The organism is Rhodococcus sp. 14-2483-1-1 (assembly GCF_002259335.1).
Taxonomy (GTDB): Bacteria; Actinomycetota; Actinomycetes; order Mycobacteriales; family Mycobacteriaceae; genus Rhodococcoides.
The window spans coordinates 25,150-39,590 of sequence record NZ_NPFX01000015.1; the positions used below are offsets into that span (position 1 = coordinate 25,150).

16 protein-coding genes and 4 tRNA genes are annotated in these 14,441 nt (G+C 63.6%); 17 read left to right on the forward strand and 3 right to left on the reverse strand.

Going from position 1 to position 14,441, the window contains the following annotated elements; translation table 11 throughout:
• Positions 1–31: 31 nt before the first annotated feature.
• The 5 genes from phnE (CH294_RS15455) to htpX all read left to right on the forward strand — a co-directional run bounded on the left by phnE (CH294_RS15455) (position 32) and on the right by htpX (position 4,603).
• A complete protein-coding gene (gene phnE / locus CH294_RS15455; RefSeq protein WP_212709805.1) occupies positions 32–769 on the forward strand; it encodes a phosphonate ABC transporter, permease protein PhnE in 738 nt (245 codons plus the stop codon).
• Positions 766–1,647 (forward strand): phosphonate ABC transporter, permease protein PhnE, encoded by an 882-nt coding sequence (phnE, locus tag CH294_RS15460; RefSeq protein WP_094738446.1) that lies wholly within the window; start codon positions 766–768, stop codon positions 1,645–1,647. Before phnE (CH294_RS15455) ends, phnE (CH294_RS15460) begins: the two co-directional genes overlap by 4 nt.
• Positions 1,644–2,501 carry a MurR/RpiR family transcriptional regulator gene (locus CH294_RS15465; RefSeq protein WP_094738447.1) on the forward strand — a complete coding sequence of 286 codons (858 nt, stop codon included), beginning with the start codon at positions 1,644–1,646 and terminating at the stop codon, positions 2,499–2,501. Before phnE (CH294_RS15460) ends, CH294_RS15465 begins: the two co-directional genes overlap by 4 nt.
• 126 nt (positions 2,502–2,627) lie before the next feature.
• Entirely contained in the window at positions 2,628–3,647 is a 1,020-nt protein-coding gene (locus CH294_RS15470; RefSeq protein ID WP_032380443.1) for a polyprenyl synthetase family protein, read from the forward strand.
• An 86-nt stretch (positions 3,648–3,733) separates the two neighbouring features.
• On the forward strand, positions 3,734–4,603 hold the full coding sequence (gene htpX, locus CH294_RS15475; RefSeq protein ID WP_094738448.1) for a zinc metalloprotease HtpX: 870 nt from the start codon (positions 3,734–3,736) through the stop codon (positions 4,601–4,603).
• A 47-nt stretch (positions 4,604–4,650) separates the two neighbouring features.
• Here htpX and CH294_RS15480 read toward each other — a convergent pair whose 3' ends face one another.
• Positions 4,651–5,151 carry a YajQ family cyclic di-GMP-binding protein gene (locus tag CH294_RS15480; RefSeq protein WP_032401922.1) on the reverse strand — a complete coding sequence of 167 codons (501 nt, stop codon included), beginning with the start codon at positions 5,149–5,151 and terminating at the stop codon, positions 4,651–4,653.
• 176 nt (positions 5,152–5,327) lie between these two features.
• On the opposite strand from CH294_RS15480, the gene CH294_RS15485 reads away from it, so the two are divergent.
• From CH294_RS15485 to rplA, 11 genes are all read left to right on the forward strand, one after another.
• Positions 5,328–5,410 (forward strand) — tRNA-Tyr (locus tag CH294_RS15485).
• 147 nt (positions 5,411–5,557) lie between these two features.
• Positions 5,558–5,630 (forward strand) — tRNA-Thr (locus CH294_RS15490).
• Between the two features lie 62 nt (positions 5,631–5,692).
• Positions 5,693–5,765 (forward strand) — tRNA-Met (locus CH294_RS15495).
• Positions 5,766–5,846: 81 nt separating this feature from the next.
• Entirely contained in the window at positions 5,847–6,014 is a 168-nt protein-coding gene (rpmG, locus tag CH294_RS15500) for a 50S ribosomal protein L33 (protein ID WP_027498281.1), read from the forward strand.
• A 139-nt stretch (positions 6,015–6,153) separates the two neighbouring features.
• The gene (gene hadA / locus CH294_RS15505; RefSeq protein WP_052058666.1) at positions 6,154–6,666 is read left to right on the forward strand and encodes a (3R)-hydroxyacyl-ACP dehydratase subunit HadA; all 513 of its coding nucleotides are present in this window, start codon (positions 6,154–6,156) and stop codon (positions 6,664–6,666) included.
• Positions 6,653–7,078, forward strand: a complete 426-nt coding sequence (gene hadB / locus CH294_RS15510) for a (3R)-hydroxyacyl-ACP dehydratase subunit HadB (RefSeq protein ID WP_094738449.1) — start codon at positions 6,653–6,655, stop codon at positions 7,076–7,078. Before hadA ends, hadB begins: the two co-directional genes overlap by 14 nt.
• 187 nt (positions 7,079–7,265) lie before the next feature.
• Positions 7,266–7,338: transfer RNA gene (locus CH294_RS15515), tRNA-Trp, on the forward strand.
• 30 nt (positions 7,339–7,368) lie between these two features.
• The gene (secE, locus tag CH294_RS15520) at positions 7,369–7,833 is read left to right on the forward strand and encodes a preprotein translocase subunit SecE (RefSeq protein WP_032402115.1); all 465 of its coding nucleotides are present in this window, start codon (positions 7,369–7,371) and stop codon (positions 7,831–7,833) included.
• 60 nt (positions 7,834–7,893) lie between these two features.
• Positions 7,894–8,718, forward strand: a complete 825-nt coding sequence (gene nusG / locus CH294_RS15525; RefSeq protein WP_032401923.1) for a transcription termination/antitermination protein NusG — start codon at positions 7,894–7,896, stop codon at positions 8,716–8,718.
• Positions 8,719–8,782: 64 nt separating this feature from the next.
• Positions 8,783–9,217, forward strand: a complete 435-nt coding sequence (rplK, locus tag CH294_RS15530) for a 50S ribosomal protein L11 (protein WP_008713829.1) — start codon at positions 8,783–8,785, stop codon at positions 9,215–9,217.
• 89 nt (positions 9,218–9,306) lie between these two features.
• Positions 9,307–10,026, forward strand: coding sequence for a 50S ribosomal protein L1 (gene rplA, locus CH294_RS15535; RefSeq protein ID WP_027498276.1), 720 nt, complete (start codon positions 9,307–9,309; stop codon positions 10,024–10,026).
• 70 nt (positions 10,027–10,096) lie between these two features.
• Here rplA and CH294_RS15540 read toward each other — a convergent pair whose 3' ends face one another.
• Together CH294_RS15540 and CH294_RS15545 are read right to left on the reverse strand one after the other, a co-directional pair.
• Entirely contained in the window at positions 10,097–11,008 is a 912-nt protein-coding gene (locus CH294_RS15540; protein WP_032380448.1) for an alpha/beta fold hydrolase, read from the reverse strand.
• 10 nt (positions 11,009–11,018) lie between these two features.
• On the reverse strand, positions 11,019–12,965 hold the full coding sequence (locus tag CH294_RS15545) for a CocE/NonD family hydrolase (protein ID WP_094609529.1): 1,947 nt from the start codon (positions 12,963–12,965) through the stop codon (positions 11,019–11,021).
• A gap of 237 nt (positions 12,966–13,202) precedes the next feature.
• On the opposite strand from CH294_RS15545, the gene CH294_RS15550 reads away from it, so the two are divergent.
• Entirely contained in the window at positions 13,203–14,441 is a 1,239-nt protein-coding gene (locus tag CH294_RS15550; RefSeq protein WP_037153672.1) for an SDR family oxidoreductase, read from the forward strand.

The window sequence follows — 14,441 nt, forward strand, 5'->3', positions numbered from 1 at the left end:
GGTCAAGCCGCGGTCGGCATGGAAAACCGTTGTGGCATTCGCCATTATCGCTGTCATCACGGTCTGGGCCGGGATCGGTGTCGGTGCCGACCTCGGCGACATCATCGACAACTGGGGCAACGCGACCGGCAAACTTGTGCAGCTGATGCAGCCCGACTACTGGTTCTTCCCCGAAACCGTCGACGCGATCCTCGAGACGCTGCAGATGGCCGTCATCGCGACCGCCATCGGTGCCGCCGTCTCCTTTCCGCTCAGTTTTGCGGCCTCACATGTCACCAACCCGAATCGACCGTTGCTGACGGTCGTGCGCGGAATCATGAATGTCGTTCGCGCCGTACCTGATCTGTTGTACGCGGCGGTGTTGGTCGCGGTGGTCGGGACCGGAGCGTTGTCGGGAATTCTGGCGCTGATCGTGTTCAACGTCGGCATCATCGTCAAGCTCGTCTCCGAGGCACTCGACTCCGTCGATCGCGGTCCGCAGGAAGCGGCCCTCGCTGCCGGAGGCACCTGGATCGCGGCCGATCGCAGTGCTGTTGCGCCGCAGATCTTTCCGGCGTTCGTCTCGCAGACTCTCTACACGTTGGAGCTGAACGTCCGAGCCTCGGCGGTCATCGGACTCGTCGGCGCAGGTGGCCTCGGCATGCTCATCGACAACGTCCGTACCTTCTACAAGTATCACCAGCTCAGCCTCATCATCCTCGAGATTCTCGTCATCGTCCTGGCGCTGGAACTGATCTCGTCCTGGGCCCGTCGAAAGTTGGTCGGATGAGCGTCATCGACCGCACCACCCGCGTCACCCCGGCTCGGCCGCGCAAACCACGCAACCCCCTGCGCACCGCGGTGTGGGTCGGCATCGTCGCACTGTTCGCACTGTCGTTGTACGGCATCGAGATTCGCTGGGACAGGCTGCTGGAGCTACCTCAGAACCTGGTGCGCTACGCGGGGCTGATGTTCGTCCCGCCGGACGTCTCCGCGCTGGGCAAGGCCGTCTCGGCCACCATCGAGTCGGTGCAGATGGCGTGGTTCGGAACGGTGCTCGGCATAGTCGTGTCGTTTCCGCTGAGCTTCCTCGCGGCCGCGAACATCGGGCCGCTCTGGCTGCGGTGGCCGCTGCGCGTGGTGTTCGCGGTCATCAGGGCGGTGCCCGAGGTGGTCATCGCAATTCTCATCCTCTCGGTCACCGGGCTCACCGCGTTCACCGGAGCCCTCGCCATTGCCATCGGCTCGGTGGGCACCCTCGGCAAATGGGGATACGAGGCCATCGAAGGTGCCGAGAAGGGGCCGATCGAAGCGGCTCGGGCCGCAGGTGGTTCGACGGCGCAGATCGTGCGGTGGGGACTGTGGACCGATGTCGCCCCCGAGGTGTTCGCGTTCTGGCTCTATCGCTTCGAGATCAATGTTCGTGCGTCGGCCATCCTGGGTTTGATCGGTGCAGGCGGTATCGGCAGCATGCTGGTCGACAACGTGCAGTACCGGCAGTGGGGTGCTGTGGGCATGCTGCTGATCGTCGTTGTGGTCATCACCGTGATCATCGATCAGATCTCCGGGCGGGTGCGTCGCCGCATCATCGACGGACACTGGAGCAGGAGCGCAGCCCGCGGAGCGACCATATCGGGCCGGCAGAGAAAAGGTACGAGCAAGATATGAGCATGGATCTCGCGCCGGGTGGAGTCGTCCCGCACATCAGATCGATCATTCCGTCGTTGCTGCCGGCCGAGCGGGCCGTCGCCGAAGTCTTTCTCGAACGTCCCGCCGATATCGTCGAGATGTCCTCGCAGCAGGTCGCCGATGCAGCAGGCGCATCGCGGGCCTCGGTGGTGCGCACCTGTCAGAGTCTCGGCTTCGGCGGCTATCAGCAGTTGCGGGTGCTGCTCGCGCGTGACGCGGCGCGCGCGCTGCCCACCCAGGAGCGTTCGGCAGACGGTCCCTTTGCGATCGTCACGGAGACGTTCGCCCACGTCGGTGAGTCCATCGCGGCGATGACGGCTCTGCTCACTGCCGAGGACGTCACGCGAGCCGTGTCCATCCTCGCCGGTGCCGAGTCCATCGTGGTCATCGGGAACGGGCTTTCGGCTGCGCTGGCTGCCGATACCGATGCCCGGATGCGCTCGTTGGGTCTGCGCTCGCACGCTCCCACCGACTCCATCGCCCAGCAGGTTGCCGTTCGGCTTCTCACCGACCGTGATGTCGCCCTGATCATCAGTGGATCGGGCGCGACGAGCGCTTCGACCAAGGCCGCACAGGCTGCTGGGGAGCGAGGGGCAACCGTGGTGTCGGTGACCTCGTTCGCTCGCTCGACTCTTGCGGCCGCGTCGGACATCGCTTTGGTGGTGGGCATGCGAGATCTCAGTTTCCAGCGCGAACTTGCTGTCACCAGCCGGATTCCGCACGTGATCCTGCTGGAGGGACTGATGGCGGCGCTGACCGACGCGTTGGGCGACAGGGCGTCGGCGGCGATGGCCGCGACCCTCGAAGTCATTTCCGGCAACCTGGGTGAGTGAAGCGTCACCTGTGGTCGGTGACACCGTCGCACCGGTGTGCACGCTAGGTTCACTACGGTAGAAGGCGAGCAGCGGCGCTTGAGCTGCTCCCGCCGGCACGTCGACGACAGGACAGGGACCAACATCGTGAGTACAGACGACGCTGCCGTAGCAACGGTCGTTGCCGGAGTCGACCTGGGTGACCCGGAGCTCGCGCGATCCGTCGCCGACGGCCTCGCACGCGTCGAAGAGCTGATGATCAGCGAACTCTCCGATGGAGAAGAGTTCCTGACCGAGGCCGCGCTGCACCTGGCCAAGGCCGGCGGAAAGCGATTCCGGCCCCTGTTCACGGTGCTCACCGGCCAGCTGGGACCGTCACCGACAGACCCCGCGATCGTCACCGCCGCCACGGTCGTCGAACTGGTTCATCTCGCGACGCTCTATCACGACGATGTCATGGACGAGGCGTCGATGCGCCGCGGTGCGGAGAGCGCGAACTCACGCTGGGGCAACAGTGTGGCGATTCTCGCGGGCGACTACCTGTTCGCGCATGCGTCGCGGCTGGTGTCCACACTCGGTCCCGACGCCGTCCGCATCATCGCCGAGACCTTCGCCGAGCTGGTCACCGGGCAGATGCGCGAGACGATCGGAGCCAAGGGCACCGAGGATCCCGTCGCGCACTACCTGAAGGTCGTGTGGGAGAAGACCGGATCGCTGATCGCGTCGTGCGGACGCTTCGGCGGAACGTTCAGTGGCGGCGACGCCGAGCACGTGGGACGCCTCGAGCGCCTCGGTGACGCCGTCGGCACCGCCTTCCAGATCTCCGACGACATCATCGACATCTCCTCGGCCACCGAGCAGTCCGGCAAGACCCCCGGCACCGATCTGAGGGAGGGCGTACACACTCTCCCGGTGCTCTTCGCGCTGCGCGAGGAGGGTGCGGACGGCGACCGGCTGCGCGAGATCCTGGCCGGCCCGGTCACCGAGGACGCCTTGGTCACCGAGGCCCTCGAGCTGTTGCAGCGCTCGCCGGGAATGGTCTCGGCCAAGAAGACGCTCGGTGAATACGCAGCTCGGGCCCACGCAGAGCTCGCGCAGCTGCCGCAGGGGCCGGCCAACGATGCACTCGGCCGGTTGGTGAACTACACCGTCGAACGCGTGGGCTGACGACCTGGGCAAGGCCCGGGAACCGCAGCTCGGGGTCTTTTCGTTGAAACGGGTAGTAACACCCGGTACGAGGAGGCACTTCGGACATGAACGGTTATGCGAACGGCGCGAAGACTGTCGGCCTGCTGGTCGGAATGTCTGCACTCATCGTCTTCATCGGATCGCTGTTCGGTAACGCGACCATTCTGGTCGGCTCGATCGTCTTGGCCGTCGGCGTCAACGGCTATGCGTATTTCAACAGCGCGAAGATGGCCTTGCGGTCGATGCATGCGGTGCCGGTGACCGAGATCGAGCAGCCGGCGATGTATCGGATCGTGCGCGAGTTGGCGACGGCCGCTCATCAGCCGATGCCCGCGTTGTACGTGAGCCCGACCAACAATCCCAACGCTTTCGCCACCGGGCGAAACCCGCGCAACGCGGCCGTGTGCTGCACCGAGGGCATTCTGCGGATCCTCGACGAGCGGGAACTACGCGCGGTGCTCGGCCACGAGCTGTCGCACGTCTACAACCGCGACATCCTGATCTCGTCGGTTGCCGGTGCGATGGCGTCGGTCATCTCGGGTCTGGCGAACCTGGCCTTCTTCGCCAACGTCTTCGGCGGACGCGGCAACGGGGGAGCGAACCCGCTCGCGCTGCTGCTGGTGTCGATGCTGGGGCCCATTGCGGCCAGCCTGGTTCGCCTGGCGGTCTCTCGCTCGCGTGAGTACCAGGCCGACCAGTCCGGCGCCGAGCTGACCGGCGATCCGCTGGCGCTGGCGTCGGCGCTCCGCAAGCTCGAGCAGGGTGTGCAGCTGGCGCCGCTGCCGCCCGAGCCGCGGCTGGCGGCGGAGTCACATCTGATGATCGCCAATCCGTTCCGGATCGGTGACAAGGCGGGTGCGCTCTTCGCCACCCACCCGCCGATGGCCGACCGCATCGAGCGACTCGAACGGATGGCCGGCCACCGGCCGTATTGAGCGGCGCAGGAGTGGAGCCTGCGGAACGACCCAGGTGAGAAGCCGCTCTATCGGTAGTTGACGAACTGCAGTGCGATTCCGAAATCCTCGTTCTTGAGCAACTGCTGGATGGCCTGCAGGTCGTCGCGCTTCTTGCTGCTCACGCGCAGCTCGTCGCCCTGGATCTGCGCTTTGACGCCCTTGGGACCGTCGTCGCGGATCTTCTTCGAGATCTTCTTGGCGTTCTCGGTGGTGATGCCCTGTACGAGCTTGCCGGTGACCTTGTAGACCTTGCCCGACGCGGCAGGATCGTTGGTCTCGAAGGCCTTGAGCGAGACGTCGCGTCGAATCAGCTTCTCCTTGAACACGTCCAGGGCAGCTTTGACCTTCTCCTCGGATTCGGACGTGATGACGATGGTCTCGGACTCGCCGCTGCCGGACCATTCGATGCTGGTGTCGGATCCGCGAAAGTCGAAGCGGGTCGCCAGCTCCTTCGCGGCCTGTCCCAGAGCGTTGTCCACTTCCTGGCGGTCGACTTTGCTCACTACGTCGAAGGACGAATCAGCCACTTCTCACACTCTCCAGTCGAATCGAAATATTTGATGTGGCGAGGGGGTCGGCTCACATCCTGCAGGGACTTTATCGGCCCGCTACCGACCGTATCCACCCGGTTTGCGTTCCGGGGGGACGTTCGTTGTATTCTTCTCACCGCGCCGAAGAGCAGTACGAGCTTCGATCGCAGCACGGCAGATTGCCCGAGCGGCCAATGGGAGCGGACTGTAAATCCGTCGGCTTATGCCTACGTAGGTTCGAATCCTACATCTGCCACACCTGGAACCCCGGCGAGTGTTTCTCTCGCTGGGGTTTCCATGTGAAGAGGACAGGGATGGGTCGCTGACCACGCAATTTGGTACTGGGCGCTCGGAATGTGTAACCTCTTGAAGGCTTCAGCGCACGGCAACGTGAACTGATCCCGCCCCCTTAGCTCAGTCGGTAGAGCGTTTCCATGGTAAGGAAAAGGTCAACGGTTCGATTCCGTTAGGGGGCTCGCTGGATTGGATTGCTCGACGTCGCGTTCCTCACGTGGGATGGTAGACGATGAGCACCTGAGGCGGTGTAGCTCAGTTGGTAGAGCAAACGACTCATAATCGTTGCGTCGCCGGTTCAAGTCCGGTCACCGCTACACAGTAGGCAAGCACGACCAGTAGCACCCATGAACAGTCCTGATTGACCCAGATCAGATTTACCCGAAAGTAGGCGTCCAGTGGCCTCCTCCACCGATGTGCGGCCCAAGATCACCTTGGCCTGCGAGGTTTGCAAGCACCGCAACTACATCACCAAGAAGAACCGTCGGAACGATCCCGACCGTATCGAGCTGAAGAAGTTCTGCTCCAACTGCGGAACGCACCGGGCTCACCGCGAATCTCGCTAGATTGCACGGCTCGCTGGTTCGCAGTTCCGATCTCTAATCGGCGCCCGGCGTTAGGTCGCATTTTCTTCCCCTAACGGCTCTTGCGTCCAGGGTAGAAAAGGTCTCCACCGTGTCACAAGCTCCACATGACGTCCCGACCATGGATGCGTCCGCACACGCGGCGTCCATGGTCGGTTCTCATTTCCGCGTCGACGACTTCTACGAGGTCGGCCGCGAGAAGATTCGTGAGTATGCGCGTGCCGTCCAAGATTCTCATCCCGCGCACCACGACGAGGACGCAGCGAAGGGCCTCGGTTACGACGGTCTCCTCGCGCCCTTGACCTTCGTTTCGCTGCTCGGCATCATGTCGCAGACCCGGATGTTGCAAGAGGTCATCACCGGTTACGACCCCAGCCAGATTCTGCAGACCGATCAGCGGCTGGAATTCCATCGACCGCTCCAGGTCGGTGACCGGATCTTCTGCGACGTGTATCTCGAGTCGTTCCGGCAGATGAGCGGCAGCGACATCATGACCACCAAGAACATCATCACCGACCAGAATGGCGACCTCGTGCAGACCACGTGGACGACCATTGTGGCTCGTACCGGTGGCGAGATCGACGAGAACATCGCTCACGCGGTCAAGGAAGTGATCAGGCATGGCGCTTCGTAGCTTCGACGACGTCTCGGTCGGCGACGACCTGCCCGAGCGGATCGTGTCTCTGACCCGCGGCGACCTGGTGAACTATGCCGGTGTGTCCGGCGATCCCAACCCGATCCACTGGAGCGACGAAGTAGTCGAGATGGCCGGACTGGACAACGTGATCGCGCACGGCATGCTCACGATGGGTCTCGGCGCAGGCTTCGTCACATCGTGGCTCGGCGATCCGGGTGCGGTCACCGAGTACAACGTGCGCTTCTCCACCCCGGTATACGTCTCGGCAGATTCCGCAGCGCAGGTCGAGTTCACCGGCAAGATCAAATCGATGGACGCCGAGGCGCGAACTGCGACCGTTGCCATCGTCGCGAAGTCCGCGGGCAAGAAGATTTTCGGGCGAGCGACCGCAACGGTACGTTTGGCCTGAGCATGTCGATCCGGCTGAGGCAGTTCGTGGCCGGGACGACGGGATTTATCTGTTCCGAAGGGTGTGCAGTACACTGAGATTTCTGGGGTAATCCGGCGCTCTGCGCTGCCCGCGTCCTCTTCCTGAGGGTGCGTGGGTCTTCGCGTGAGTCGGATGGACACCAGAGCGGCCGAGAAGTTTCGGCCGAAGGGGCGTAGCTCAATTGGTAGAGCAACGGTCTCCAAAACCGTAGGTTGCAGGTTCAAGTCCTGTCGCCCCTGCCCAAGGTGTCAGCAACTGAGAGGAACGACGTGAGCGAGGAGCGCGGTAAGCGCGACGGTCGATCGGGGGAGTTCGAGGACTCTTCGACCCCAGACGACGTCGTACCTGGCTCCGAGGGCCGTCTCTCCGATGCTGATACGTCCGCCGGTGAAACCGCTGCAGATGCAGTGGTGCCCACCGGTAAACGATCGTCGAGCAGGTCACGCAGCAGTGCCGCGGTGTCGATGACGAAGGCTCCCACCACGCCGGCGAAAGCCAAGTCCGGCAAGGGACGTTCGGGCAAGACCAAGGCGGACAAGCGTCCCAACGTTTTTCTTCGGCTGCTGCAGTTCTTCCGCGAGGTCGTTGCCGAGCTGCGCAAGGTCATCTGGCCGAACAAGAAGCAGATGGTCACGTACACCACCGTCGTGCTCGTCTTCCTGGCGTTCATGGTCGCGTACATCAGCGGTCTCGACGTGTTGTTCCTCAAGGGCGTCGGCTGGCTGTTCGGCTGACCGACACGGCTGACTTTTCGACGATCGAACCGAGCAGGAAACTAGAGAAAGGGTGCTGACGTGAGCACGCCGCACAACGACGCCACCGAAGTGGCCGCATTCGACGCCGATGTCGAGGCGACCAAGCAGGGCCTCGAAGCGGAGCAGGCCGCTCAGGACCGCGAGACCGACGAAGCAATCAAGGCCGATGTGGCAGCAGCGACCGGCGAGGAAGTTGCCGTCGACGGTGCCGACGCGGCCGATGCCGACGTCACTGCCGAACCCGAGGATCCCGTTGCCGAGATGAAGGCGGCTCTGCGCCGCGCTCCCGGCGACTGGTACGTCATCCACTCGTACGCCGGATACGAGAACAAGGTCAAGGCCAACCTCGAGACCCGTGTTCAGAACCTCGACGTCGGCGACTACATCTTCCAGGTGGAAGTTCCCACCGAAGAGGTCACCGAGATCAAGAACGGTCAGCGCAAGCAGGTCAACCGTAAGGTTCTGCCCGGCTACATCCTGGTCCGCATGGAACTCAACGACGAGTCCTGGGGCGCGGTGCGCAACACCCCGGGCGTCACCGGATTCGTCGGCGCGACGTCGCGTCCGTCACCGTTGACCATCAACGAGGTCGTCAAGTTCCTCATGCCGCAGGAAGGCGCCAAGAAGGACGCGAAAGCGACCGCGGGCGCAAGCGACCAGAGTGGCGACACCACCTCGAAGCCGACCATCGAGGTCGACTTCGAGGTCGGCGAGTCGGTCACCGTCATGGACGGCCCGTTCGCAACCCTCCCCGCCAGCATCAGCGAGGTCAACGCAGAGCAGCAGAAGCTCAAGGTGTTGGTATCGATCTTCGGCCGTGAAACCCCGGTCGAGCTCGGCTTCACCCAGGTCTCCAAGATCTAGAAGCCGCGCGCACAGACTTGCAGTAGCAACCGCAAGAAACCCGAGCGAATACAAGGAAAAAGAAATGCCCCCGAAGAAGAAGAAGCTAGCCGGGATCATCAAGCTTCAGATCCAGGCCGGTGCCGCCAACCCGGCACCGCCCGTCGGCCCCGCATTGGGCCAGCACGGCGTCAACATCATGGAGTTCTGCAAGGCGTACAACGCCGCGACGGAGTCGCAGCGCGGCAACGTCGTGCCGGTCGAGATCTCGGTCTACGAAGACCGCACGTTCGACTTCAAGCTCAAGACTCCTCCCGCTGCCAAGCTGCTGCTCAAGGCTGCAGGCGTGGCAAAGGGTTCCGGCGAGCCGCACAAGACCAAGGTCGCCAAGGTGACCATGGATCAGGTGCGCGAGATCGCCAAGACCAAGCAGGAAGACCTCAACGCCAACGACATCGATCAGGCCGCGAAGATCATCGCCGGCACTGCTCGCTCGATGGGCATCACGGTCGAAGGCTGATTTTCAGCCCTCAGCAGTAACAGCAATACACGTGGGAGAGCCGGCCAGGCTCGTCAACCACACTGAACTCGAACGAAGGACAGCAAGACATGGCAAAGCGCAGCAAGGCCTACCTCGAGCAGGCCGCAAAGATCGACCAGGACAACCTCTACTCGCCTCTCGAAGCCGCAAAGCTGGCCAAGGAGACCGCGTCGAGCAAGTTCGACCCCACCGTCGAGGTTGCAGTGCGACTCGGCGTCGATCCCCGCAAGGCGGATCAGATGGTGCGCGGCACCGTCAACCTTCCCCACGGCACCGGCAAGACCGCTCGGGTTATTGTTTTCGCCGCTGGTGAGAAGGCCGCAGAGGCCGAGGCAGCAGGAGCCGACGTCGTCGGAGCAGAAGATCTGATCGAGCGCATCCAGGGCGGATTCCTGGACTTCGACGCTGCGATCGCCACCCCTGATCAGATGGCCAAGGTCGGCCGCATCGCCCGTGTCCTCGGACCGCGTGGCCTGATGCCGAACCCGAAGACGGGCACGGTCACCAACGACGTGACCAAGGCTGTCAACGACATCAAGGGCGGCAAGATCAACTTCCGCGTCGACAAGCAGGCCAACCTGCACTTCGTCATCGGCAAGGCCTCGTTCGACGAGACCAAGCTGGTGGAGAACTACGGCGCAGCGCTGGACGAGATCCTGCGTGCGAAGCCGTCGTCGGCCAAGGGTCGTTACGTCAAGAAGGTCACCGTTTCGACCACCACCGGACCCGGCGTCCAGGTCGATCCGAACCGTACGCGCAACCTCCTCGAGGACGACGCGAACGCGTAATTCGACAGCTCCGAACTAAGGCCGGTCTCCCTGTGGGAGGCCGGCCTTAGTCGTATGTCTCGCCGAAGATCTAGGCCGCGTTCGCGCGAGCGAAGTTGGCCAGGATGATGCCGCTGATGCGGTCGAGCAACGCTGCCGGTAGATCGTGGGCCATGCCGTCGATCAGCGTCAGTTCGGCACCGGGGACGGCGCGGGCGATGGCCTTGCCGCAGGACGGTCGGACCAGTCTGTCGGCGGTGCCGTGGATGACGGTGGTCGGTGCGGTGATCTTCTTCGCGTAGGGCCGCAAACTTCCGGTGCCGGTGATCGCAGCCATCTGACGTACGACGCCCGACGGGTTGTAGTTGCGCTCGTACATCACCTGCGCGATCTCCAGTTGCTCCTCGAGTGGAGTGCGGAATCCGGGAGAGCCGATGGTGGACAGCGTCTTCGCCGAATGCGCGATGATCTGTTCTTTCGTGGCGTCCTTCCCGACGCCACCGAGCAGGGGCAGCAGAGCGCGTGGGTCCGGCGGAGGCAGGAACGGCTCGTTGGTGCTCGAGAAGAGAATGCCAACCGATTCGGTTCGTTCGGGGTAGCTACCGGCGAAGACCTGAGTGATCATCCCGCCCATCGACGCACCGACGACGTGCACGGTGTCGATGCCGAGGTGATCGAGTACTCCGACGGCGTCGGAGGCCATGTCGACGATCGTGTACGGGACGTCCGAGGACATCCCGAGCTCGTGTCGGATCATCCGAAGGATCTGGGATCCCCGCACCTTCTGCCCGGTCATCTTCGTGGACAGTCCGATGTCGCGGTTGTCGATCCGGATCACTCGGTATCCCGCATCGACGAGGCGGGTACAGAAATCCATGGGCCACAACGTCAATTGAGCGGACAGGCCCATGATGAGCAGGACCGCGGGATCCTCGACGGAACCCATGTCCTCGTACGCGATCTCGACGGAGTTCGCCGGCGCGATGCCTTGTTCGATTCTCATGATGTCGTTCCTACCAGCCCGGCTCGCCGAGTATCGGCACCACCAGGTAGCTCGGACTCTCCGGGTCGATGCTGATGTCCTGTTTGCGCAGCCGCGTACGCAGTAGGTCCGGCAGGATCGGGATGAACCGTGGTGTGTCGGTGGCGAATACGTCGACTCGCAGTCGGTGCCGCGTCGCGATGACGGCCTCGGTGGTGAGGATGTCGATGTCGAGAACTATGGCTTCACCGACGGGCACCGGAAGTAGCGCCGCCTCGGTGAGCGGGTGGTACGGCCGGGTGTAGTCGCCGTTCGGGGCGAACAGCGAACGCTCGTCGTCCACGGCCCGGCGCGAGGCGAGAAGTGCGCCGTTGCTGAGCACCGTCGAAGTCCCGTCCGGAGCGACGTCACAGATCATGATGGCCCACAACGCTTCCCGCGCGTGGCAGACCACGCGTAGATGCAGGTTCATCGGACCGGACACGACGGCGTCCGACTCGGCCGGACCGGTGGTGAAGGTGACGGCGGCACCTTCGGCGAATCGGTTGTCGTAGGTGAATCCACCACCCAACACGGCCGTCACGCCGGCGAGCACCTGCGTGGTGTCACGCGAGACGACGGCCCGCAACGAGGGCCGCACCGTCAGGACGTCGCGGGCTGTGGCCGGTGCGGCGGTGAGGCTGCCGTCGGCGACGGCATGGGCTGCGGTGCCCGAGGGCGCAGCCGACAGGTACAGCCTCCGGGGCTGCGCCTGCGGAGCCGGAAAGCGCCCGTGCGCAGTCCAATTGCCGCCCTGCTGACGCAGCGTGACGGGACCGTAGTTCTCGATCCCGTTGTCGACGTCGCGCAGCCACTTGTCGAACCAGGCTCGCTCGAGCACATCGAGGCGCGGTGGAAATCCGGGCTCGCCGAACCCGATGCCGGGGTTGCCGTGGTACCCGTCGCCGACGAGCAATTGCTTCGATCCACGTTCGAGTGGGAGCCGGTTGTAGATGTCGGGAGCGGATCCACCGAAGATGTCGTGCCAGCAGCCGTACAGGAAGGTCGGTACCGAGATGTCCTCGATGACGGCGTCGATGGCGTCGTAGTACTCGTTGTCGTAGATTCGCGGATCCCGGCCTGTGACAAAGCCTTTGGCCAGATCGAACAGATTGGTGGCGGGGGATCGAGCGCGATCGCGGAGCCAGGTGAACGTATCGACTCCGCCGATGGCCGGTGCCCATTTCAACCCGTTGACGGCGGCGAGCCACAGCGGGATGAACGCCGAGGTGGCCCCTCCGGTGGCGAAGATTTCACGCACGATGTCCACCGAGCCCTCGACGGCGAAGATCGCGTCGAGCCCGGCGGGTTGCTTGGCCGCGGCCTGCAGGGCATTGATCGCGGAGTACGAGATCCCGGCCATTCCCACCCTGCCGTTGCACCAATACTGGCGTCGGGCCCACTCGATCACCTCGAGCGAGTCGAGTTGTTCCCTGGTGCCCAGCACGTCCCAGGTGCCCGAGGAACTACCGGTGCCGCGGACGTCGACGATCATCTGCACGTACCCGCTGCGCACCAGGTGGCGGTTGACCGAGAGCAGATCGGCCGCCCCGCCTGCAACCACTCGGGTGATTTCGGTGATGCCGTCGAATCTCGTTCCGGTGAGATCGAATGCGGCCGAGAAGGCTCTGATGGAACGGCCGAGAACAGGCGTCTCGAGGATCGTGTCGATTCCCTTGATCAGCAGTTTGTTGTAGGGCGTGAGGTTCAGGACGGTGGGAAAACTGCCCTCCACCGCCTGACCCGCGGCGTCCGCGGGGCGGATGACGTACGCACGCAGCGCCGTGCCGTCGCTCATCGGGATGCGAACGTTCGCCGAGATCGAGACCTTCGGAAAGCGCGGTTGCTCGCGCACTATTTCCGCCCACGCCGCTGCCGCGTCACCGCCGCTGGGATCGCGTACGGGTTGCAGGAGGGGGTGGGGCTGCACGGCAGTCATGACAGTCGATTAGACCCTCGAACGACCCCATTTGTCCTGAGGAACACCGATCGGTCGTCATCAGCTCCAACAAAACGAGCGTCGTCCTGTGTTTTGTTGGGAACCCTCTCAACATAAGTTGAGCGACGTTATGGGGCGTACCAGACTTTTCTGGTCAGCGAGTCTCGAGCCCGCGGGATTGCTACGTTCTGCCGGTCCGAAGTGACATGGGACACCGATCGTTGCAGGGGAGCACGAATGCACGTAGAAGCACTGTTCGGAGACGGTTCGTTGCGTCCGGTCTGGCCGCACGTGGACGCACTGATCACCAATGAATGCCCGGGGCTTCGCTTCGGCGGAAAGTACGCGGACGTCGTTGCCCTGAGCAACGGTGATCCTACTGCGCTGCGGCCTTACATCGACGAGGAAACCCGCCGCCGGGTAGCGGCGATGGCACCCCCGGTCACCGAGACCGCGCTGGTGTTCGGTGCCAACGGCTTTCTCGGTGCCCATCTGATCGGCCGACTGACGCGTGATGCGGCGGTGGAGGTCGTATACGCCATGGTGCGCCCCACCGAGGAGGAGTCTGCTCTCGAGCGTCTTCAGCGCACGTTCGACCAGTACGAGATCGCGGTGGACACCGACAAGATTCGAATCGTTGAAGGCACCCCGACGGTATTCCGCTTCGGTCTCGACAAGGGTGCCTACTTCGATCTGGCAGCGGGAGTGGGGCAGATCTTCAACTGTGCCAGCTCGACCGACTACACCGAGAGTTATGCCGATCTGCGCGACGACTGGTTCGTCAGCGTGCTGCGCATCCTCGAATTCAGCATCACCTCCACGCGCAAGCACCTCACCTACGTGGGCAGCATCGGCGCTCACCTCTACCAGAAGCCCGAGGATTTCCGCCGCCCGGATTCGTGGTGGTACTCCGGCTACGCGCAGATGAAGTGGGTCAACGCAACGCTTCTCGGGTGGCTCTCGATGTCGGACACCTACTCCGTCACCCTGTGCGAGGCCCCCTACATTCTCGGCAGTACCGAACTCGGCCGTGATCCCGGACGGGTGTACAGCTTCTGGCGCATCATCGAACTGGCCATCGCCGCCGGTGCCATCTGGGACGGCCCGGGAATGAACTACGTTCCGGTGGACGTGATGTGCGACGTCATGGCCGGCAATGCGCTGCGCAGTCATCCTCTGACACGGCTACTGCCGAGCAACCCCACCGGCTACGGACACGACCTCTACGCCGAGCTGCTCGGACTCGACCTGGTGAGCTGGGACGAATTCAAAGAGCGCGTCAGTTCTCGAATTTCGCCTCGATTCGCCGAGACGATGCTGGCCGACAACATCGATCAGCTGATGCGCCTGGTGCACAAGCCCGAGGCCATTCTGCCTGTCGATCACGACATCTCGTGGTGCGATCACCGCCGACTCTTCGAGCTGTACTTCGAGAAGGCGCAGCTCAAGACGCTCACGCCCGCTGTCGCTCACTGA